Origin of the sequence: Hoeflea sp. AS16 (assembly GCF_038900095.1) — a bacterium.
Lineage (GTDB): Bacteria > Pseudomonadota > Alphaproteobacteria > Rhizobiales > Rhizobiaceae > Hoeflea.
This window is the reverse complement of record NZ_JBBMQQ010000001.1, coordinates 586,648-607,727: the sequence shown is the minus strand read 5'-3', so window position 1 is coordinate 607,727 and position 21,080 is coordinate 586,648. Positions and strand designations below refer to the sequence as shown.

The window sequence follows — 21,080 nt, the reverse complement described above, 5'->3', positions numbered from 1 at the left end:
TGTCGATTACGGTCCATTAACCATTCTCGTTCATTTTCGGACTTCCTTTCCAGCCGCAACAGGTGTGACCATGTTCTCCAAGTTTCGCATCTTCCCGCTATGTCTTGCGGCAATTGCCCTCGCATCGGCCTCGCCGTCGCTGGCACGCGACAAGGACACGGTCTTCTTCGAATCTGTTGCAGGCTCATGGAAAGGTCCCGGCGAAATCGTTGCCGGCAAGTACAAGGGCACCAAATTCGTCTGCAATCTCAGCGGTGACGCCGTTGAAGGTGCCGCTGCGGGCATTTCGCTCGACGGTCATTGCCGCGTCGGCGTCTTCAACCAGAAAATGTCGGCCCTGATCACCCGCAAGGGCAAGACCTATACCGGGCGTTTTCTTGATGGCTCCGCCGGCGAAGGCCTCGACATCGTTTCCGGCCGCATCACCCGTGACCGTGCGGTCATGGCGATCAACCGCAAGACCCTCGACGGCGCCATGATCGCCCGTCTGCACGACGACGAAACCATGAACGTCACCATTTCCGTCAAGGTCGGCAGGGAAATGGTCCCGGTGATCGGCATGACGCTCAAGCGCGGCGCCCGCAAGGTTGCTTCCGGCGCCCTGCGCTGAACCGAACCGGCCCTAGTCCTCGTCGTGCCACCAGTCACCTGAGCGGCTCAACGCTTCAATGCCTTCCGAATCCACTTCGCTCGACCAGTCGGCGATGCTTTGCAGGTTGACCACCGCCTGCGGCGCGATGTCAGCCAGCGGCACCATGACGAAGGCGCGTTCGGTCATCCGCGGATGTGGCACCGTCAGGTCTGCGTGGTCGGAGAGGAAGTCGCCGTGCAGGAGCACGTCGAGATCGATCGTTCTTGGCCCCCAGCGGTCGGTACGGACCCGGTCGAGCTGCAATTCGATATCCAGGCACACCTTGAGCAATTCATGCGGATCCAGTGTGGTCTCCACCAGTGCGCAGGCATTGTGAAACCACTCCTGGTCGGTCTTGCCCCAGGGCGGCGTCCGGTAGAGCCGCGACACGGTGCGGATGGTGATGTCGTCGCGCGCATCAAGCAGCTTCAGCGCCCGGGCCATGGTGCGGCGCGGATTGCCGATATTGCCGCCCAGTCCGATCGCGGCAATGACCTTGCTTGCCTCAGGCACGATGTTCGACCGTCACTTCGACATGATCGAGAATGCCCGGCACCGCGGCACTCGGCTTGCGCACCGTGATGCGGGCCAGACGAATCTGTGAAAACCGCGCGGTCAGCGCCTTGGCGATATCCATTGCCAGGGCCTCGATCAGGTAGCGCCGCTTGCCGGTGACAATCTCCTCGATCACCTGGAACGCGATACCGTAATGAACCGTGCCCTCGATGCTGTCGGTCTCGAGCGCATCGCCCGGATCGACCTCCAGTTCGGCATCGACAAAAAAGCGTTGCCCGAGAAACTCTTCCTCGTCATGGACGCCGTGGCGGGCGAAAAATGCGCAATTGGCAAGGCGGATTGTGTAACTGTCAGCCATGGCCGGGTTCCTTTTTGCGGCTGCTTTGAACCATCGCGTCAGCGACCGCAAGCCCGTCCTTGTTGAAAGCCACATTGTGTACCCGGAACATCGCCGCACCGGCGAGCCTAAGCGCGACGCTGGTCGCTGTGGTCCCGACATCGCGGTCCGGGGCCTCGCGCCCGGTCAGCCCGCCGAGAAAGCGTTTGCGCGAGGTGCCCGCCAACAGCGGCAGCCCCAGGGCATGCAGCTCGCCAAACCGCACCATCAGCTCGAGATTGTCGCCCGCATCCTTGGCGAAACCGAACCCCGGATCGAGCAAAATCCGGTCATCTGCAATCCCCGCCTTCCGGGCGATCTCCAGCGACCCCGCGAACCAGAAGAACTGGTCTTCGACCAGATCAGGCAAACGCTCGCGATCGCGGCCGGTATGCATGATCGCAACCGCCGCACCGGCGTCGGCCACCACCCGCGCCATCTCGGGCTCGCGCTGCAGTCCCCAGACATCGTTGACCAGGTGTGCGCCGGCGGCAAGCGCCAGACGTGCGGTTTCCGCCCGCCATGTATCAACCGAGATCAGCACCTCCGGATGCGCGCTCAGCGCTTCGATCACCGGCATCACCCTGCGCTGCTCCTCGAGCGCGCTTACCGGCTCTGCCCCCGGACGCGTCGATTCACCACCGATATCGACCATGTCGGCCCCCTCGCCGACCATCGCCAGCGCCGCGTCGACGGCAATACGCGCATCAGCATGCAGTCCGCCGTCGGAAAACGAATCCGGTGTCACGTTGAGAATGCCCATCAGCCGCGCACACGGCCCCAGCTCGATCGCCCTGTCACGGCCAAGCCGCAAGGTTTTCGGATCAAAGACACTGTCGGGCGGCAATTGCATGGCGGTTTGACCTGTTGACCTGTTGACCTGTGGCAATATGGCTACCCGTTCCTGTTGCATGAGCCTGCTCCATGGCGCAAGTTCTGCAGCAGTGTTTCTGACCGGGAGTTTTCCATGCGCCGCCTACGCCTCACCGCCACGGCCCTGACGTTGCTATGCGCATCGGCAGTTGCGGGCGCATCCGCACCACTGATCAAGAAAACATACTCCTATTTCGACATTCGCGGACTGACCGGTGCTGATCTCGAGCGTGAGTTGTCAAAACACGGCCCCGTGGTGTCCGAGACCGGCGTCCGCCATCCCGGCGCCACCAAGATCAAGCTGGGCGGATCGGTCGATTACAGGAGTTCGGGCGGCAAGTGCCGGGTGCTCGATGCGAAGGTGACGCTCGAAACCCACCTGACCCTGCCACGCTGGAAAGACCGGAACCGGGCAAACCGCGAAACTGTAATCGTCTGGGACACCTTGTCATCCGACATCAAGCGGCACGAGGAACGCCACGCCGAAATCGCACGGCAATATGCCCGCAAGCTCGAAAGAACCCTCGAAGCGCTGCATCCCGAGCGCAATTGCAAACGGATGGAAGCCCGCGTCGATGCGACCAGCAAGTCCATCATAGAAGAACACGCAGCCGACCAGGAACGGTTTGACCGGGTCGAGGCGGCCAGCTTCGAACGCCGCATGCTCCGGATGCTCCGCTTCAAGGCAGCCAAGCAGAACAACCGCAGCTAACCCCCGCTATCGTCACGACGATCACGTCTGCAGGCAGGCAAATCACGCGCGCCGCAGGGCTGGCGCGTAATCACAGCATTGGGTTGAAACGGGACAGTAACAGCTTGATTACTGCGACTATGTCACTGGACAGTGCCCGAAGGAGGAGTTGAAGAAACAATTGCAATATCGCGCCCGAGAACAAAGACGTATCCCGGCTCGTCACAAATCAAATCAATTGAAGCAATTCAGCAACAGTTCCAATATACGGACCTGAGATTCCCCTGTTTATTTCGCGATCTAGCCAAGACCCCAAGTTTCCACCGGGTATTACTGCCAATATTCGCACCAGCCTCAGTGTATAAGAGTGTGCTTAAGGGACAGTTTTCAGCAATTGATTCGGGTTCCCCGGCGCATGGAAGCCACCTGGCGGTCCTCCCTCGTCAGGTTTGATACCTAGGCGCCTATTGGCCCCGCTTTCCCTTGACGGGAAAGCGGGGCCCTTTTTGCCCAAAATCTGGAAACGCGATGCTGCGGACGGCGTATTACTGGACGCCGAGTTTCTTCTGCAGGCTGGTCGACGACGTGGTGTACTGGAACACCATCTTCTCGCCCGGATGCGCCAGCCGCTTGACGGCCTGGGTCATCAGCGCTGCTTCATGGAAGCCCGACAGGATCAGCTTGAGCTTGCCCGGGTACCAGTTGATGTCGCCTATGGCGAACACGCCCGGAATGCTGGTCTCGAATTTCTCTGTATCGACCGCGATCAGGTTTTCGTGCTGGTTGAGACCCCAGTCGGCAATCGGGCCGAGCTTCATGGTCAGGCCGAAGAACGGCAGCATGCGATTGCAGGCAACCTCGACTTCGCCGTCGGGCCCCTTGATCGTCGCGCCTTCGAGATGGCCGTCTTCACCCTTCAGTCCGGTCACCTGGCCGACCTCGAACCTGATCTTGCCCTCGTCGCGCATGGCGAACATCTTCTTGACGCTGTCGGGGGCGGCGCGGAATTCGGCCCGGCGATGCACCAGTGTCACCGACTTGGCAACCGGCTGCAGGTTGAGCGTCCAGTCGAGCGCCGAATCGCCACCGCCGACGATCAGCAGATCCTTGTCACGGAATTCTTCCATGCGGCGCACGGAATAGAAAACGCTCTTTCCTTCATAGGCCTCGATGCCCGGAACCGGCGGCCGCTTGGGCTGGAACGATCCGCCACCTGCGGCGATGACCACGGCGTGGGCATGAAACAGTTCGCCCTCGTCGGTTTCCACCTCGAAGCGGCCGTTGTCCAGCTTGCGGAATCCGGTCACCATCCGGTTGAAATGGAATTCCGGCGAAAACGGAGCGATCTGCTCCAGCAGCTTGTCGGTGAGCGCCTGACCGGAAATCTCCGGCCATGCCGGAATGTCGTAGATCGGCTTTTCCGGATAGAGCTCGGCGCACTGGCCGCCCGGGCGGTCGAGAATGTCGATCAGGTGGCACTTGAGATCGTAAAGGCCAAGTTCAAACACGGCGAACAGGCCAACCGGCCCGGCACCAATAATCACGACATCGGTTTCAATCGGGGTAGACATGGAAAATATCCGCAGAAAGGAGAAAAATCAGGCCTGCCGTTCGGGCACGTGCACGACCAGGCCATCCAGTTCGTCACGAACCTTGATCTGGCAAGACAGCCGCGATGTCGGACGCACATCGAATGCGAAATCCAGCATGTCCTCTTCCATCGCCTCGGGCGCGCCAACCGCCTCGGCCCATTTTTCATCGACATAGACATGGCAGGTCGCGCAGGCGCAGGCCCCGCCACACTCTGCTTCGATGCCTGGAACGGAATTGCGGATCGCGTTTTCCATGACGGTCGAGCCGTTCTCGGCGTCGACATCAAAACGCGTGCCGTCAAAAGCGACGAGGGTGATTTTGGTCATTGCGGCCTCTGGCATAGTCTCAGGAATATGAGGCTTTCATACACGCTGGACTGTGTGAGGCAAGAATGAAAACCGCCCTGCGACAGCGATTCGCGGCATGGTTTTCCAAAATGGCCATTTCGCGGGCGAAAATGGCTGATCGGTCAGCGCATCAGCCCGACAATGAAGTTGTCGGCTTCAACAACCGCCTTGGTGAAGGCCGCGATGGCTGCGGCATTGCCCGGCTCGGCTTCCACGATCGAGGCACAGCGGGCAACATCGGACGCCCCTACTCCCTTGGCTGCGCCGGCAATCTTGTGTGCCAGTTCGGAGCGGGCCTGTTTCTTCATGTCGCCAATTTGGGCCACGGCCTGCCGCGCCTGGCGCGCAAACAGCGCCAGAACCTCGGTTTCAAGCGACTTGTCGCCGCCGGTCTGCCGCGCCAGATGCACCAGATCGATGGGGCGTCCGCCGGATGGGCGATGCTGGAGGCTGACTTCCTGAACTTCGAACGCGATACCGAGTGCCGCCATTGCGGTGTTCCTTTACATAGACAACAGTTGGGACATTTATGCGCCAAACAGTGTCTAGATCGGGTAAACACTGGCGCGCGGCGGGCGGTGAAACCTGCTGGAATGGTTAACGCCCCGTAAATATGGCGTTTCATTGACGTTTATGCCTCTTTTTGAGACAGCCGATCGTTAAAAACCAGTGGATGCAGGTGCCATCCCACCGGTTTCATTTGTGAATTAGCGCTGTGTGTGCCACTAAATTGGTAGTTTAAGGGGCCGGAAAGCTGTTTTCCGGATCTCGTCGCATGTCCCGACCGGGCCGGTTGTATCGCTTCGGGAGTGCGAAAATGACGGGGAACATGCGCGAACCCTGTTTGGAGTAATGAGGCTTGAGTGGCATGAGTAAGACACCAGCGGACAAGACCATTGAAGAGCAGACATTCGAAGCGCTTGAAGACGCCTTGAAGATCGATCTGGGCGAAGACGGTCTCGGTGTGCTCGACGATGTTTCGTTAGACGAGCTGGAGGACAAGGTTTCCAGCGCCGCCCGCGAACTCAAGAACGCGGGCGCGGCGCCACGGGCGTCTGCCCAGTCGCAACAATCCGCCCCTGGCGAAAACACCGCACCAAGAACGCCGACACCGCCGTTCACGCCCGCCGGTCCGATGGCACCCGCCAATGATGACAGCCGCAAGAACATGGCCGGGCTGCTGCGCACGCTCGAGGGCCGTTCCAGCCGTGGTGCGGTTCGCAATGCCGCCGTCTTGTCGCTGCTCTGGACTGTTGGCGGCCTCGGCCTTGCCAACCTTCTCTATTCGCCGGAAATCTGGCAGATCCGCTCTGTCTCCGATCTGCTGGCAATGCCGGCGGCCATCGGCTTTCTGGTCGGGATCATTGTCCCAATCCTGGTCTTCTTCTCCTTCTCCATCATGATGGCGCGTGCCCGCGAAATGCGCTCCGCAGCCCGGTCGATGGCCGAGGTCGCGCTTCGTCTCGCAGAACCGGAAAATGTTGCCGGTGACCGCATCCTCACCGTTGGCCAGGCGGTCCGCCGCGAAGTCTCCGCCATGAACGAGGGCATCGAACGCACCATTGCCCGCGCGTCCGAACTCGAGACCCTGGTCCATTCCGAAGTCAACGCGCTCGAACGCAGCTATTCCGACAACGAGATGCGCGTCCGCAGCCTCGTTCAGGAACTCGGCAGCGAGCGCGATTCCATTGTCAGCCACGCCGAACGCATCCGCGCCTCCATTGCCGGTGCGCATGAGCAGCTCAAGGAAGAGCTGACCACCGCCAGCGAGGAAATCGCCACCCGGATCTCGACCTCCGGCGAGGCCTTTGCCCAGCTCATGGAAATCCGTGCCGCCGCCCTGCAGGAGCGCACCACGCAGACCAGCCGCGAGCTGGAGCAGCTGCTTGATGGCCGCACCGAAGCCCTGATCAGTTCGCTCAAGACCTCCGGCGGCGAGCTGACCGACGAATTCGACACCCGGCTGGAAATGCTCAACGTCCAGCTCAACCATCGCGGCAAGGCATTGCTGGCCGAGTTCGAAACCCGCGCCTCGACCCTCGACGCCAACACCGAAAAACTCAATGCCGCCCTTGGCGAGCGCGCACGCCAGCTCAACGAAACCCTCATCGCCCGCACCCGCGAAATCTCCGACAGCCTGTTTAGCGGCCAGCAGGCGATTTCCACCGGGCTTGAAGAAACGCTTGCAGCGCTCAACACCTCGCTCGACGAAAAGGGTTCCTCCTTCAGCCAGGCGCTCAAGTCGAGCGCCGACGATGCGATCATGGATCTCGACCTTCGCTCCGGCTTCTTCGAGGAAAAACTCGAATCCACCATCGGGCGCATCACCACGGTCTTCGACGAACGCGTCGGCGAATTTACCTCCGCCTTCGACAGCCGTGCCGGCAATCTCGACACCAAGCTGTCCGAAAGCCTGGCGCAGATCAACGAAACGCTCAACGGCGGCACCAGTGCCATGGACGGGATTCTCTCGGCCAGCCTTGAACGTATCGGTGCAACGCTGTCCGATCGCAGCCAGGCCCTGGAGGCCGCCCTTGGCTCCGGCGCCGAGCGCATCGAGACCACAGCGACGAGCGCCGCAGAGCGCGTCGAGGCAACCACCGCGGGTCTCGCCCAGCGGATCGAGGCATCCACCAGCACGGCCGCCGAGCATCTGGAAGCAACCGCGACCAGCGCCACCGAGCGTGTTGAAACCACGGCCGCAAGCATGGCCGAGCGGCTTGAGGCTACGTCCAACGCCACCGCCGAACGGCTTGAGGCATCTTCAAAGAGCACTGCCGAACAGATCGAAGCCACTGCATCGAGCGTTACCGAACGGATGGACACAACCGTTCTCGACCGCACGATCGCTCTCGAGATGGCACTCGCAAGCGGCGCCGAACGCATCGAGGCGTCAACGAGCAGCGTTGCCGATCGCGTGGAATCGTCGACCCGCAGCGTTGCCGATCGCGTCGAAACCTCGACCCGCAATGTCACCGAACAGATCGACACCACCCTGGCGAGCCGCACCGAAGCGCTCGAAAAGGCGCTGGCCGATGGCGCGGAACGTATCGACACCAGCCTCAGCGAACGCTCCAGCGCCCTGTTCGGTTCGATTGCCGAAAGCGCCGAGGCGCTTGATCTCAAGCTTGCCGAACGCGCCAATTCCTTCGGCACCGCCATCAACCAGTCGGCCCAGGCCATGGACGGCCTGTTGAGCGAACGCACCACCGCGGTTCAGGAAAGTCTGGCCCAGGCCTCCGAGCGGCTGGCAGCCACGCTTGATGTCGAAGGCCAGCGCTTCACCGAGCTGTCCAATGCGGCCTCCGATCGCGTCGATGCCACCTTCGTCAAGGGCACCGATCACATCAATGAGCGCCTGACGACAATGAACAACATGCTCGGCATCGGCCTCGATTCCGTGTCCAAGACCATCGAAGGCAAGGCAACCGGACTTGCAGCCAAGCTGCGCGAGGCCGTCTCCCAGACCGCGAGCGAACTCGACGCCGAAGCACTCAAGGCGGGCGAAGCCCTGCAGACGGTCAGCACCGGATTTGCCGGCCGTATGGATGAGCAGGCACGCAACTTTGTCGAACGGATCGACAGTCACGTCGACGAGCGCACGGCCAATCTCGCAGCCCATGCCGAAGAGATCGCAAACCGCATCTCCAACGGTGCCACCGAATTGCGCAACGAAGCCGGCCGCATCAGCGGTCTGGTCGAGCATGTCGGCGAAACCGTCGCCAAGCAGGCCGACGCCATCTCCGGCACCCTCGATGCGACCGAAGCACGCTTTGCAGCCCAGGCTGCGGCACTTGCAAGCCGCCTCGAGACAGAGACCGGTGCAATTTCCAGCCGCCTGGGACAGACCGCCAGCGAACTGGTCTCGACCCTCGACGACAAGACCAATGCCATCGACGCGCGTCTTGCCGCATCCGGCGAAAACCTCGTTGCCCGCACCGGTGCGCTCGGAGAGGCGCTCGACCAGAAGGCCGGCTCGATCATCCAGCGTCTGGCCGAAGCCGAACAGGCAGTGGATGTCCGCGCCACCTCGGTCCACTCGACGCTTGACGAGCGAACACGCGAACTCAACTCCATGCTGGCAAGCCGCTCGGCCGAACTGTCGCGCGTCATCGACGAGCAGGCCCGCCCGCTGGTCGACCGCTATGTCGAGAGCGGCGAGGAATTCGCCAGCCGCCTGACGGAAGTCACCCAGAGCTCCACCGATCGCCTGCGTGCCGAAAACGCGGCATTGATCAACGCCATCACCAACCGCACCAGCGAGACCCTGTCTGCCATCCAGAATGTCAATCAGAGCCTCAGCGGCAATGTTGGCGCGCTTCTCGAGCGTCTCGGCGCCAGCAACGAGGAAATCTCGGCCGTCGTCTCCAAGGCAGCAAACCTGCTTGGCGGTGCCAATTCCCAGCTGTCGCAGACCTCTGCCGAGATCTCCGCATCGACCGAGAAGGCAGCCGAACTGCTCTCCGGCTCGGCCCGTCTGCTCGACGGCAAGGTCGAACGGCTCACCGACATCTCCAGCCGGACCCTCAACCAGGTCGGCGCCATTGCCGGTCGTTTCGACGATCACTCCAAGGTCCTGGCGTCCGCTTCCGATCTTCTCGGCGCGGCACAGTCCAATCTTGCCACCACGCTCGAGGAACGCCGCGAGGCCCTGCAGGCGCTGTCTGTTGGACTGGTCAATCGTTCCGAGCAGATCGAATCGACGATGCACTCGCTCGAAGAGATCATCGTCAAGGCATTCGATGGCGCGGAAGATCTCTCCAAGCGTTCCGCGATGCGGCTTGAGGGCGGATTGCGCGATGCCGCTGAAAATGCCGGCAAGCTGATGGGTGAAACCGAAGACCGCGCCCATGTCGCAGCAGGCCTGATGCGCGAAAGCATCCGCGAAGCCGTCGAGGACGCCGAAAAGTTGCTTGGCACCACCGAGAGCCGCGCCGAATCCGCTGCAAACGCAATGCGCCGGACCGTGAGCGATGCCGTTTCGGAAGCCGACAAGCTGCTCGGCGCCACCGAAAGCCGCGCCCGCACTGCAGCCGGCTCGATGCGCGAAAGCGTGCAGGAAGCCATCGAGGATGCAATCTCGCGCTTCTCCGGTGCCACCGATGAAATCCGCCAGTCCGCGGCCAGCATCCGCAAGGAACTGGAAGACACCCGCGGCGAACTCAAGCGCGGTGCGTTTGACCTTCCCGAGGAAACCCGTGAAAGCGCCGCCGCCATGCGTCGTGCGGTTGCCGACCAGATCAAGGCTCTGCAGGAGCTCTCGCAGATCGTCGGTCAGTCGGGTTACCGCGCCGAGGTCAGCGAACCTGTGGCCCAGCGCCCTGCCCCGCGAGCCGCTGCAGCCGCCGCACAGCCTGCGCCGGCACCGGCGCCCGCCCCGCAGCGCGTACCGCGCCGCGAGCCTGCACCGCGTGCCGAGCCGCAGGCACAGCGCAGCCCGCTGCGCGGCAGCCTTGAGCCCGCAGGTGCAGCACCGGCCAAGAGCGAAGGCTGGGTCAGCGATCTTCTCCGCGGCGCATCGCGCGAGGAGCGGGCACCTGCCCCTGCACAGGTCGCAACCCGCACGCCCGAGCGCAATCCGCGCCATGTCGTCGAATCGCTCAACTCGCTTTCGGTCGACATCGCCCGCGCCATCGACCACGACGCTTCCGTGGACCTGTGGCGCCGTTACCAGCGCGGCGAGCGTGATGTCTTCACCCGCCGGCTCTACACGCTTAAGGGTCAGCAGACCTTCGAAGAGATCAAGAACAAGTATGGCCGCGAGCCCGAGTTCCGCGAAGCGGTGGACCGCTACATCGCCGACTTCGAAAAGCTGCTGTCGGATGTTGCCCGCAATGACCGCGACAACATGATGACCCAGACCTACCTGACCTCGGACACCGGCAAGGTCTACACCATGCTGGCCCATGCCAGCGGCCGCTTCGGCAAGGACTGAGACGGGGCCCGGCCGCCGATGTCCACGACCAATACAAACACGGAAAACCCCGCCCGAAAGCGGGGTTTTTCCATTTCCGGCCTCGGTGAAATCGCCATTCGCTGCGTCGACTACAAAGCCATGACGGCATTTTATCGCGACATCCTCGGGCTTGAGGTGCTGGCTGACCGCGGCCGCATCGTCTTCTTCCGCCTCGGCAACGGCGTCGAGGGACACACTAGCGTGCTGGCGCTGTTCGATCCCGCCCTCAACCCGGAGCGCGGCCAGCCTGAAGCCGGTCCGTCAACGCTGCACCATGTCGCTCTGAGCCTGAGCCAGGCCGACCAGAGCGCTGCCTGCAACTGGTTCGATGCAAGCGGCATTTCCTACAAGGTCGAAGAGTTTCCATGGATCGGCTGGCGTGGGGTCTTCGTCACCGACCCCGACGGCAACACCGTCGAACTGGTCTCGGCCGGATGGCCCGTTATATATGACGCTTGAAGTCCCCAACGGCTGGAGATTCCCGCATCTCCCTGCGCACGCTGCCTCCAATGCGTCGTTTTGACGTCGAGCACGCCGTGGAACCGCGACTGGAAGTGTGCAAAAACAACATCACAAGGCGCTTTCGCAAGCCAAGTTGTGCGTCAGCGCGATGGTGAAGCACAAATGGAAGAAATCCCCATGGCGTTGGCAATAGTGGCATATATGACAATCATCGGCTTTCTCGGCTGGTCAGCCTGGCGGAGTGGCGTGACCGAAAAAGTCATGTTTGTCGTCAATGTCGTCTTGCTCTGGCTGAGCGCCGTCTGGCTTTACGGGTATCCGGCGCTGATCGGTCCTGCAGTGCTCGCAGCCGCCGGCATTCTGGCTTTGCTGGTGGTGATGACGTCCGGGGATCTGCGCATTCCCGTCGCCGCGCGTTCACGGCACGGCTCGGAATCGAACCGTCACGAAAGCTGAGCGCCAATACGCCGAATCGGATGTGAAGATTCGCATGTGGCCGGTATCCGACCGACTCGGGAATTCAGATCCGCGACAGGGTCCAGGCGACAATGTCCTGCACCACGGTCTCGAATGCGCGGTCAAGCGACTGCACATAGGCCGCATTGCCGCTTCCGGTCACCCGTGCGGTCGAACGGAAGACCTTTGTCGCAACCACGACGCCATTGCGGTCATTGAGGATCTTCGCCGATATTTCGACAACCGCCTGCTCGCCGGCATCGGCCTTGATTTCGAAGGCGCGGATGGCCGTGATGATCTTGTAGTCGATCGCAAGTCCGTCACCCGGACGCCCGACGCCGCTGATCCGTCCGGAATTCTCGAACGCCTGAACCAGCTTGTCCTGAACGATGTTCGGAAGCCTGTCGGACCATTGCGATTTCGCCAGATACTGGATCGCCGATGGGGTCGGACGGATGACAATCTGCTCGCTGTCGAGCGCCTTGAGCGCGCTCGGCTCAGTGATCAGGATCTGCCGGTTGCGGATCTTCTGGCCGGCAATGACCGGTGCGGCGGAAAGCCCGTAGGTATCAGGCGGCGGACTGGAGACAAGCCCGCCCGCGCAGCCCGACAGAACTGTGGCCATTGCCATTGCAACAATCCATCGACCCGCTCTCACGCCTACACAACTCCCCGCAGCCACACCCGGCCTGTTAACACTTCGCTAACCTATGCTGTCCTGTCCCGGAAGGAAAGACTCACCGGCGGGTTCTCCCGTCATATTGCTTGACGGTCTCGCCACCGAAGATCAGCCGCTGCGGATCCTGTTCGATGGTCGATATCGAGCGTTCGATCCGCTGGATCGAGCGACGAGCATCGTTGACCAGCGCCTCGACATTGCGCAGGCCAGAGCCCGAAAACCGCTGCAGGTTGTCGGCAATCGGCCCGACGCGGGAATTGAGCGTGTCGGCCATGTCCTTGAAAGACTTGAGCGTTGCCTGGGCATCGGCAATCAGCGTCGAGGCATCGCCTTCGCCGAGGAAGCCGTCGAGCTTGTCCAGCACGCCATCGACCCGTCCCGAGGCTGCATTCAACTTGGCGGTCAGCTCTTTCGCATTGGTGATGATGAGATCGTAGTCTTCTTTCCGGGCACTGAACGTCTCGACCACGCCGCGCGCGTCGGCAAGCGCCTGGCGCGCATCGGCACTGGCAAGCGAGATGTCGTCCATCGTCTGGCCGACCTTGGCCGGATCGATCGCGGAGATGACCTTGTCGACCTTGTCGAGCGATTCGCCTGCATCGGCGGCAAATGTCTGCAGCGATTCCGCCGCCTTGCCGAAACTCTCGAGCGTCTTGGTGACTTCGCCGGATGCACTGGCGACATCCGCGGTCACCTTGTCGACATTGGCGAGAATCCGGTCGATCTTGTCGGTATCGATGGAGTTGAGCAGGTTCTCCGCCGAGCCGAGTGCGCTGTCGATCCGGCCGGACAGCGATTTCACTGTCTCCGAAAGATCGCCCACGCTCTTGAGGAAGCCGTCAATGCCATCGGCATTGTCGCGCAACGCCGCTGTGAAGACCTCGGTGTTCTTCAGTGTCTCGGTCAGCGGCGAGCGGGCATCCTTGATGAAGCCCTCGACTTCGCCGATCACCCGGTTGGCCCGGTTGAGAATGTCGTCCGCGGTGGCCAGCAGGTTGGTCACGCCCGACGGATCGGCATCGATGACGGCGACTTCCTGGAGTTCGCGCGCCCGCGTTAGGATATTCGGATTGGAGGGCGAGCCGCCCTGCAACTCGATATAGGCCGACCCGGTCAGTCCCTGGATTTCCAGTGCGGCGCGGGTGTCGGTATAGACCGGCGCATCAGCCCTGATGGTGGTTTCGGCGATGACGAAATCCGGGCTGTCGGGATCAATGCTGATATTCCGGATCACGCCATAGGGAATGCCGTTGAACCGCACCGCGGAACCGTTCGACAGGCCGTTTGCGGAACCGGGAATGCGCACGATCAGCGGCACGGTTTCACCGGTATTGCCGTAACGCGCCATCCAGTAGACGAAGCCGAACGCCGACAGCATCACCACAAGGGTGAAGAAGCCGACGATGGCGTAGTTGGCCCGCGTTTCCATCAGATCGTTTCACTTTCCCGGCCGCCTGGAAGCTGCGTGCCTGTGCCTTGCTGCGGTTTGGTCTCTTGCTGCGACTTCCGGTCGGGGATCATCCGCGCCCGTTTGCCCTTGAAGTAGGACTGAACCCACGGGTCGTCAAATGAAAGCATGTCCTCGATCGTCCCTTCCACAAGCACCCGCTTCTGACCCAGCACAGCAACACGGTCACACACCGAAAACAGGCTGTCGAGATCATGGGTCACCATGTAGACCGTCAGCCCCAGCGTATCACGCAACTGCGCGATCAGTTCATCAAACTCTGCCGCACCGATCGGATCAAGCCCCGATGTCGGTTCATCCAGAAAAAGCAGGTCCGGATCGAGCGCCAGCGCCCGCGCCAGTGCCGCCCGCTTGATCATCCCGCCCGACAGTTCGGAAGGATATTTGTCGACCGCTTCGGGCGCCAGCCCCACCATCGCCACCTTCAGTTCCGCCAGTTCGTCCATCAACCATTGCGGCAGGTCCAGATACTCCCGCATCGGCACCTGGATGTTCTCGCGCACGGTCAAGGCCGAAAACAGCGCCCCGTGCTGGAACAGCACGCCAAGCCGCATGTCGAGTTCGACCCTCTTGGCCTCATCGACCTGGTCGTAGTCCTCTCCAAGAATCCGGATAATGCCGCTCTGGCGGGGTATCAGGCGCAGGATCGAGCGCATGAGAACCGTTTTCCCGGTGCCCGATCCGCCGACGAAGCCGAGAATTTCACCTCGGTAGATATCGAGATCGAGATGCTCGAGCACCACGTTCTTGCCGAAGGCAACGGTGATGTCATGCGCCGACAGGATCACTTCGCGTTTGTCCGGGTCGGTCTGAATGGCGGGTTTCATCAAATCGGCCTCAAAAATCGATGGCGGCGTAGAACATGGCGAACAGACCGTCGACGAGGATCACCACGAAGATCGACTTGACCACCGAAGCTGTCACGCGCTGGCCGAGCGATTCCGCGCTGCCGCCAACCTTCATGCCTTCGACCGCGGCAACGATGCCGATGATCAGCGCCATGAAAGGCGCCTTGATCATGCCCGAGGTGACGGTTGTCATGTCGATGGCTTCGCGCAGCCTGCTGACAAACACGTCAGGCGTGATTCCCGAATAGCTCCACGCCACCGCCGCCGCCCCCGCAAGGGCTGCGAAGTTGGCCACGATCGTCAGCAGCGGCAAGGCCACCGTCAAGGCCACGAGGCGCGGGAACACCAGCACGCCGACAGGGTTGAGCCCCATCACCTTGAGCGCGTCGATCTCCTCGCGCATTTTCATCGAGCCGATCTCTGCGGTGATCGCGCTGCCAGACCGGCCGGCAATCATGATCGCGGTCAAAAGCACGCCGATCTCGCGCAATTGCAGAATGCCGACGAGATCGACGACGAACACCTCGGCGCCGAAATAGCGCAGCTGGAACGCTCCCTGCTGGGCGATGATGGCGCCGATGAGAAAGCTCATCAGCATGATGATCGGCACCGCGCGAACGCCCATCCGGTCGATATGGGTGACGATTGCCGCAGGCGAGATGCCCGCCGACCGGTTCAGCTTGAGCTGGGCACCGCGAACGGCCGATCCGAGGATGTAGAGCGAGGCGATGAAGTCGTCATAGAGTTCGTACAGTGTCTTGCCGGCCGGAGCGAACACACGTTCGAACAGCGGCGGCAGCTGGGCCGGGTCCATCGGCGGCAGGTCCACCATGTCCGGTATTGCCTCGATCAGTTCGGCCACCGGCACCGACGCGCCGGTCAGCCGCACTTGTGCGCCACTGTTCCGGGCGGCAAGCATGGTCTTGCGCACAAGCCAGGCGCCGGCCGTGTCAAAATTCCCCAGGTCGCTCAGGTCGATTTCCAGTGGTTTGCCTGAAAGGCTCTTCTGGATTTCCAGCAATTTGCCGCACACGCCCGATATCGCCGCATGCCGCCAGTCGCCTGCAAGTACAAGTCTTTCGCCTTCGGCCGAAACCTGATGCTCGATCCGTGGCAGAAGGTTTTTCGGCTCCTCCGGCGCGGCATCGCCCCTTGTATCTTTTTGCTGTTTGGTCAACATGCCTCACACATAGCCGCTCGTTCCAGACCTGTCACCGGACAGCCTCTGGAATACAGTCAGTCTTACATGTCTATCGACCATTTTTTACGGACCAGTTGCAATGCCCCGACACCTTAGCGCCAGGATCGACAGTTTTCCGCTCAAACGAGCCTTCAATATTTCTCGCGGTGCCAAGACCGCAGCCGATGTGGTGACCTGCACCATCAGCGAAAACGGCGTCAACGGTCGTGGCGAATGCGTGCCCTACACCCGCTACGGCGAAACCGTCGAAGGTGTGCTGGAGCTGATCGAATCGATGGCCGGCGCCATTTCGGACGGCATGACCCGCCAGGAGCTGCAAACCGCCATGAAGCCGGGCGCTGCGCGCAACGCCATTGACTGCGCCATGTGGGATTTCGAGGCCAAGCTGAGCGGCACCCGCGTGTCCACGACAGCCTGCCGGATCTTGCCGCGCCCGGTTCCCACCGCCGTTACCATTTCGCTCGGCGAGCCCGCCGAGATGGCCGATGAAGCCCGTGCCCACTCCTCGCAGAAACTGCTCAAGGTCAAGGTCGGAACCTCCGATGACCGCGCCCGCATGCACGCCGTTGCAAGTGCTGCGCGCGACGCAGAGATCATCCTCGACGCCAATGAAGGCTGGGATGAAAGCAACATCCGCGAGCACCTGCTGCTTGCGGCCGAACTGCACATCGGCCTGATCGAGCAACCGCTGCCGGCCGGCAAGGACGAGATCCTCGCCCACATTCCGCATCCGGTGCCGATTTGCGCCGATGAAAGCGTCCACACTCTCGCCGACCTGCAATCCCTGTCCGACCGCTATGACGCGATCAACATCAAGCTCGACAAGACCGGTGGCCTGACCGAGGCGCTGCTGATGCGCGACCGCGCCCGCGAACTGGGCTTTGGCGTTATGGTTGGCTGCATGGTTGGCACATCGCTCGCCATGGCGCCTGCGGTGCTGCTTGCCCAGGACGCCGACTGGGTCGACCTCGACGGCCCGCTGCTGATGGCAAAAGACCGGTCACCGGGCCTTGTCTATTCAGGCTCCCTGGTCTCGCCTCCCTCACCCGATCTGTGGGGCTGACACGTGCCCGGCAACCTGTCCGGCCAGACATCTAACAGGTTTCATTTGGGCTGGATCCGCCCTAGGATTGTGAACACTCGAAAAGGGTTGGTTGAGGGGGACACCGCATGAAAGTCGATCGAGGCGGCGTTGGAAATGCCGAAACCAGCGGGTCTGGCGTCGCCTGAATCTCCTTGTCCACGAACATGATGCGCAGCGATCCCTGCGCCCCGACGCCGTTACCAGAGAAGAGCCTGAAATGACCTCCAAAGACACCAAGCACGCCTCCGATCCCAAGCCCACCAGCGGTGAGCTCGATGAGAACGCCCTGTTCTATCATCAATACCCGCGCCCCGGTAAGCTCGAGATCCAGGCGACCAAGCCTTTGGGGAATCAACGCGATCTGGCGCTGGCCTATTCGCCCGGCGTCGCGGCCCCCTGCCTGGCCATCCGCGACAATCCCGATCTCGCAGCCGATTACACGGCGCGCTCCAATCTGGTCGGCGTTGTCTCCAACGGCACCGCCGTGCTGGGCCTTGGCAATATCGGCCCGCTGGCTTCCAAGCCGGTGATGGAAGGCAAGGCTGTCCTGTTCAAGAAATTCGCCGGCATCGATGTGTTCGACATCGAGATCGACGCGCCCGATGTCGAGCGCATGGTCAGCGTGATTTCGGCACTTGGACCGACATTCGGCGGCATCAATCTCGAGGACATCAAGTCGCCGGAGTGTTTTGAGGTCGAGCAGCAACTGCGCGAAATCATGGACATCCCGGTCTTCCACGATGACCAGCACGGCACCGCCATCATCGTCGCCGCCTGCATCCTCAACGGCCTCGAACTGGCCGGCAAGCAGATCGAGGACGCCAAGATCGTGACCTCCGGTGCGGGGGCTGCGGCACTGGCCTGCCTCAACCTCCTGGTGGCGCTCGGCGCCAAGCGCGAGAACATCTGGGTTCATGACATTGACGGCCTTGTCTACGAGGGTCGCGAGGTGATGATGGACCAGTGGAAGTCGGTCTACGCCCAGAAATCCGACAACCGGACGCTGACCGATTCCATTGGCGGCGCCGACGTGTTTCTCGGCCTCTCCGCCGCCGGCGTGCTCAAGCCGGAAATGCTCGCCACCATGGCCGAACGCCCGCTGATCATGGCGCTTGCCAACCCCTCGCCCGAAATCATGCCCGATGAAGCCCGCGCGGCACGGCCCGACGCGATGATCTGCACCGGACGCTCGGACTTCCCCAACCAGGTCAACAACGTCCTGTGCTTCCCCTACATCTTCCGCGGTGCGCTCGACTGCGGAGCCCGCACCATCAATGAAGAAATGAAAATGGCCGCGGTCCGCGCCATTGCAGCACTGGCCAAGGAAGAACCCTCCGACATCGCCGCCCGTGCCTATTCCGGCGAAACCCCAATTTTCGGTCCCGAGTACCTCATTCCCTCTCCGTTCGATCAGCGGCTGATCCTCCGCATCGCGCCCGCCGTGGCCGAAGCAGCAGCCAAATCGGGCGTCGCACGCCGGCCGATTGCCGACATGGATGCCTATGTCGATCAGCTCAACCGCTTCGTGTTCCGCTCCGGCCTGATCATGAAACCGCTGTTCACCGCGGCAAAGACGGCCACCAAGAAGCGCGTCATCTTTGCCGAAGGCGAGGACGAACGGGTGCTTCGCGCAGCCCAGGTTCTGCTCGAGGAAGGCATTGCCGAGCCGATCCTGATCGGCCGCCCCAGCATCATCGAAGCCCGCCTGAAACGCTTTGGCCTCAGGATCAGGCCCGGTGTCGATTTCGCCGTCACCAATCCGGAAGAGGATCCACGGTTTCGCGACTATGTGGATGAGTATTTCTCGATTGTCGGCCGCAAGGGCGTCATCCCCGAAGCCGCACGCACCATCGTCCGCACAAATTCCACGGTGATTGGCGCTTTGTCGGTGCGCCGCGGTGAGGCAGACGCGCTGATCTGCGGACTCGAGGGCCGCTACACGCGGCATCTGCGCGATGTTTCGCAGATCATCGGCAAGCGTGACGGCGTCATCGACTTCTCTGCACTGAGCCTGCTGATCTCGCAGCGCGGCGCCACCTTCTTTACCGACACCTATGTGTCCTTCGATCCAAGCGCCGAGGAAATTGCCGAGACCACGATCATGGCGGCCGAGGAAATCCGCCGGTTCGGCATCACGCCGAAGGCCGCCCTGCTCTCGCATTCGAACTTCGGATCGCGCGATTCCGACAGCGCCGACAAGATGCGCCGGGCGCTCAAGATCATCCGCTCGCTTGCTCCGGATCTCGAAGTCGATGGCGAAATGCACGGAGATTCCGCGATTTCCGACGTGCTGCGCCGCCGGGTGATGCCCGACAGCACTCTGAGCGGCGAAGCCAATCTGCTGGTCTTCCCCAATCTCGATGCAGCCAACATCGCCCTTGGCGTGGTCAAGACCATGACCGAAGCGCTGCATGTCGGGCCGATCCTGCTCGGCCCGGCCCTGCCCGCCCATATCCTCTCGCCATCGGTGACATCGCGCGGCGTCGTCAACATGGCGACACTGGCAGTGGTGGAAGCCTCGTCGGCGGAATGAACGGCACGCATTTGTACGCAAGGACTTAACCGGGGTCCGGTCCCGGTTAAGGTAAACACCCAGTTGTGATTGGAGCGGACAACCTCAAGCGCTAGTATAAAAATGTTAGGGTCTCTGGGCTATGGCTTGGACATCTGACGATGTTTTGCAAGTGTGTTGGAGTTGATCATGCGTCGCGTCCGGTTTCGCAGTTTCATGGCTGTTCTCGTGCTGGCCCTGGCCGGGACCGGCGCTGCTGAAGCCTCCGCGGTGTGCGAGCGGCTAAGGACGCAGCTTGAAAATGCCTCTTCCGGCGCAGGCTTCTCGGCCAAGTACCAGCGCTATGCCGATGCGGCGGAGAAACAGTCCATCCAGATCAACAAGGTCGTGCGCGATTTGAGCCGCTTCAAATGCTCGTCGGGCAGTTTTCTCGTGGTCGGCGGCCAGAACGCCAAGGCCTGCGCCAAGCTTTCCGCAGCTTATTCCAAGATGCAGGCCAACCTCAAATCGCTGGAACGCAAGCGCGATTCCTACGCCAACCGCGGCGACAAGACGGCCAGGCGGCGCATCCAGGCAGCACTCAAGGCGAATGATTGCAGCGGCAACCGCGCCTCCCTCCAGGCGGCAGCCCTCAAGGGCAAGGTGGCTGCACTGAAGGCAAAGTCACAACGCAGTCCGGGGCTTGTGGCGGTTCTCGGCGATGACGCCAACAGCGACCGCAGCACGACGCGGGCCCGGCAGACCGGCGCCCGCATCGTCATCGAACCCAGGGCATCGCGTGGCGGCAACTACCGGACGCTGTGCGTGCGCAGTTGCGACGGCTTCTTCTTTCCGGTCTCTTCTGCCGCAGCACCTTCCGATTTTGCCCGCGACGAGAGAACCTGCCAGATGATGTGCCCGGGCACCAAGACCGCCCTGTATTTTCATGCCGCGCAGGGCCAGGAGAGCGAGGACATGATCTCCGCCCGCACCCGCGAACCCTATAGCGAGATGCCAAACGCCTTCGCCTACCGCAACACCAGCGCACCGATGAGCAAGGCCTGCGGCTGCAACATGCGGGCATTCTACAACGAAATGCAGCGCCGCGAGGCAATCCTCAACGGCACCAGCACAGGCGACGAAGCGGTAACGACCTGGGTGCGGCCGTTCAACCGCCCCGATCCCGGAGAAGATCCCGAATCGGTCCTCAACGCCGAAATGCGCCTGACCTCGGAAGATGTCGCAGCCGTGCTCGCAGCCTCGACCATTGAACGCCCGCTGACACAGGATCACCAGTCCGTCCGTGTGGTGGGCCCCGCATTCCTGCCCGATCAGTCCGATCACCTTGATCTCAAGGCAGACCGGAAATCGCTGATCCGCTAGGCAGCCATGCTGACCGTTTGCAGTC

Annotated in this window: 18 protein-coding genes; 8 read left to right on the top strand and 10 right to left on the bottom strand. The window is 61.9% G+C overall.

Annotation, left to right across the window (positions count from 1 at the left end; all coding sequences use genetic code 11):
* The first annotated feature begins 70 nt into the window (after positions 1-70).
* On the top strand, positions 71-610 hold the full coding sequence (locus WNY80_RS02895) for a hypothetical protein (protein ID WP_342885835.1): 540 nt from the start codon (positions 71-73) through the stop codon (positions 608-610).
* 12 nt (positions 611-622) lie between these two features.
* Here the strand turns inward: WNY80_RS02895 and folK are convergent, their stop codons facing one another.
* The 3 genes from folK to folP are packed head-to-tail and all read right to left on the bottom strand — an operon-like array spanning position 623 to position 2,376.
* Complete coding sequence (gene folK / locus WNY80_RS02890; protein WP_342885834.1) at positions 623-1,144, bottom strand: 2-amino-4-hydroxy-6-hydroxymethyldihydropteridine diphosphokinase; 522 nt, start codon at positions 1,142-1,144, stop codon at positions 623-625.
* A complete protein-coding gene (folB, locus tag WNY80_RS02885) occupies positions 1,137-1,505 on the bottom strand; it encodes a dihydroneopterin aldolase (protein WP_342885833.1) in 369 nt (122 codons plus the stop codon). Before folB ends, folK begins: the two co-directional genes overlap by 8 nt.
* A complete protein-coding gene (gene folP / locus WNY80_RS02880; RefSeq protein WP_342885832.1) occupies positions 1,498-2,376 on the bottom strand; it encodes a dihydropteroate synthase in 879 nt (292 codons plus the stop codon). The genes folB and folP overlap by 8 nt, the downstream gene beginning before the upstream one ends.
* A 114-nt stretch (positions 2,377-2,490) precedes the next feature.
* Between folP and WNY80_RS02875 the strand changes: the two genes are divergently transcribed.
* Positions 2,491-3,108, top strand: coding sequence for a DUF922 domain-containing protein (locus WNY80_RS02875; RefSeq protein ID WP_342885831.1), 618 nt, complete (start codon positions 2,491-2,493; stop codon positions 3,106-3,108).
* A 524-nt stretch (positions 3,109-3,632) separates the two neighbouring features.
* Here the strand turns inward: WNY80_RS02875 and WNY80_RS02870 are convergent.
* The 3 genes from WNY80_RS02870 to WNY80_RS02860 form a co-directional block, all read right to left on the bottom strand.
* Complete coding sequence (locus WNY80_RS02870; protein WP_342885830.1) at positions 3,633-4,658, bottom strand: NAD(P)/FAD-dependent oxidoreductase; 1,026 nt, start codon at positions 4,656-4,658, stop codon at positions 3,633-3,635.
* Positions 4,659-4,685: 27 nt separating this feature from the next.
* Positions 4,686-5,006, bottom strand: a complete 321-nt coding sequence (locus WNY80_RS02865; protein ID WP_342885829.1) for a 2Fe-2S iron-sulfur cluster-binding protein — start codon at positions 5,004-5,006, stop codon at positions 4,686-4,688.
* A 143-nt stretch (positions 5,007-5,149) separates the two neighbouring features.
* Entirely contained in the window at positions 5,150-5,518 is a 369-nt protein-coding gene (locus WNY80_RS02860; RefSeq protein ID WP_342885828.1) for an Hpt domain-containing protein, read from the bottom strand.
* A 377-nt stretch (positions 5,519-5,895) separates the two neighbouring features.
* Here WNY80_RS02860 and WNY80_RS02855 point away from each other — a divergent pair, with 377 nt between their 5' ends.
* The 3 genes from WNY80_RS02855 (at position 5,896) to WNY80_RS02845 (ending at position 11,901) form a co-directional block, all read left to right on the top strand.
* Entirely contained in the window at positions 5,896-10,962 is a 5,067-nt protein-coding gene (locus WNY80_RS02855; protein ID WP_342885827.1) for a hypothetical protein, read from the top strand.
* A gap of 18 nt (positions 10,963-10,980) precedes the next feature.
* Positions 10,981-11,442, top strand: coding sequence for a VOC family protein (locus WNY80_RS02850; protein ID WP_342885826.1), 462 nt, complete (start codon positions 10,981-10,983; stop codon positions 11,440-11,442).
* A gap of 180 nt (positions 11,443-11,622) precedes the next feature.
* The gene (locus WNY80_RS02845) at positions 11,623-11,901 is read left to right on the top strand and encodes a hypothetical protein (RefSeq protein WP_342885825.1); all 279 of its coding nucleotides are present in this window, start codon (positions 11,623-11,625) and stop codon (positions 11,899-11,901) included.
* 64 nt (positions 11,902-11,965) lie between these two features.
* Here the strand turns inward: WNY80_RS02845 and WNY80_RS02840 are convergent, their stop codons facing one another.
* From WNY80_RS02840 to WNY80_RS02825, 4 genes are all read right to left on the bottom strand, one after another.
* Positions 11,966-12,532, bottom strand: a complete 567-nt coding sequence (locus tag WNY80_RS02840) for an ABC-type transport auxiliary lipoprotein family protein (protein ID WP_342885824.1) — start codon at positions 12,530-12,532, stop codon at positions 11,966-11,968.
* 106 nt (positions 12,533-12,638) lie between these two features.
* Positions 12,639-14,009, bottom strand: a complete 1,371-nt coding sequence (locus tag WNY80_RS02835; RefSeq protein WP_342885823.1) for an MlaD family protein — start codon at positions 14,007-14,009, stop codon at positions 12,639-12,641.
* Positions 14,009-14,875, bottom strand: a complete 867-nt coding sequence (locus WNY80_RS02830; RefSeq protein WP_342885822.1) for an ABC transporter ATP-binding protein — start codon at positions 14,873-14,875, stop codon at positions 14,009-14,011. Before WNY80_RS02830 ends, WNY80_RS02835 begins: the two co-directional genes overlap by 1 nt.
* 10 nt (positions 14,876-14,885) lie before the next feature.
* Positions 14,886-16,076, bottom strand: coding sequence for an MlaE family lipid ABC transporter permease subunit (locus tag WNY80_RS02825; protein WP_342885821.1), 1,191 nt, complete (start codon positions 16,074-16,076; stop codon positions 14,886-14,888).
* A 100-nt stretch (positions 16,077-16,176) separates the two neighbouring features.
* Between WNY80_RS02825 and dgcA the strand changes: the two genes are divergently transcribed.
* From dgcA to WNY80_RS02810, 3 genes are all read left to right on the top strand, one after another.
* Positions 16,177-17,160 carry an N-acetyl-D-Glu racemase DgcA gene (dgcA, locus tag WNY80_RS02820; protein WP_342885820.1) on the top strand — a complete coding sequence of 328 codons (984 nt, stop codon included), beginning with the start codon at positions 16,177-16,179 and terminating at the stop codon, positions 17,158-17,160.
* 238 nt (positions 17,161-17,398) lie between these two features.
* The gene (locus tag WNY80_RS02815) at positions 17,399-19,714 is read left to right on the top strand and encodes an NADP-dependent malic enzyme (protein WP_342885819.1); all 2,316 of its coding nucleotides are present in this window, start codon (positions 17,399-17,401) and stop codon (positions 19,712-19,714) included.
* A gap of 168 nt (positions 19,715-19,882) precedes the next feature.
* Complete coding sequence (locus tag WNY80_RS02810) at positions 19,883-21,055, top strand: DUF2865 domain-containing protein (RefSeq protein WP_342885818.1); 1,173 nt, start codon at positions 19,883-19,885, stop codon at positions 21,053-21,055.
* Positions 21,056-21,080 lie beyond the last annotated feature (25 nt).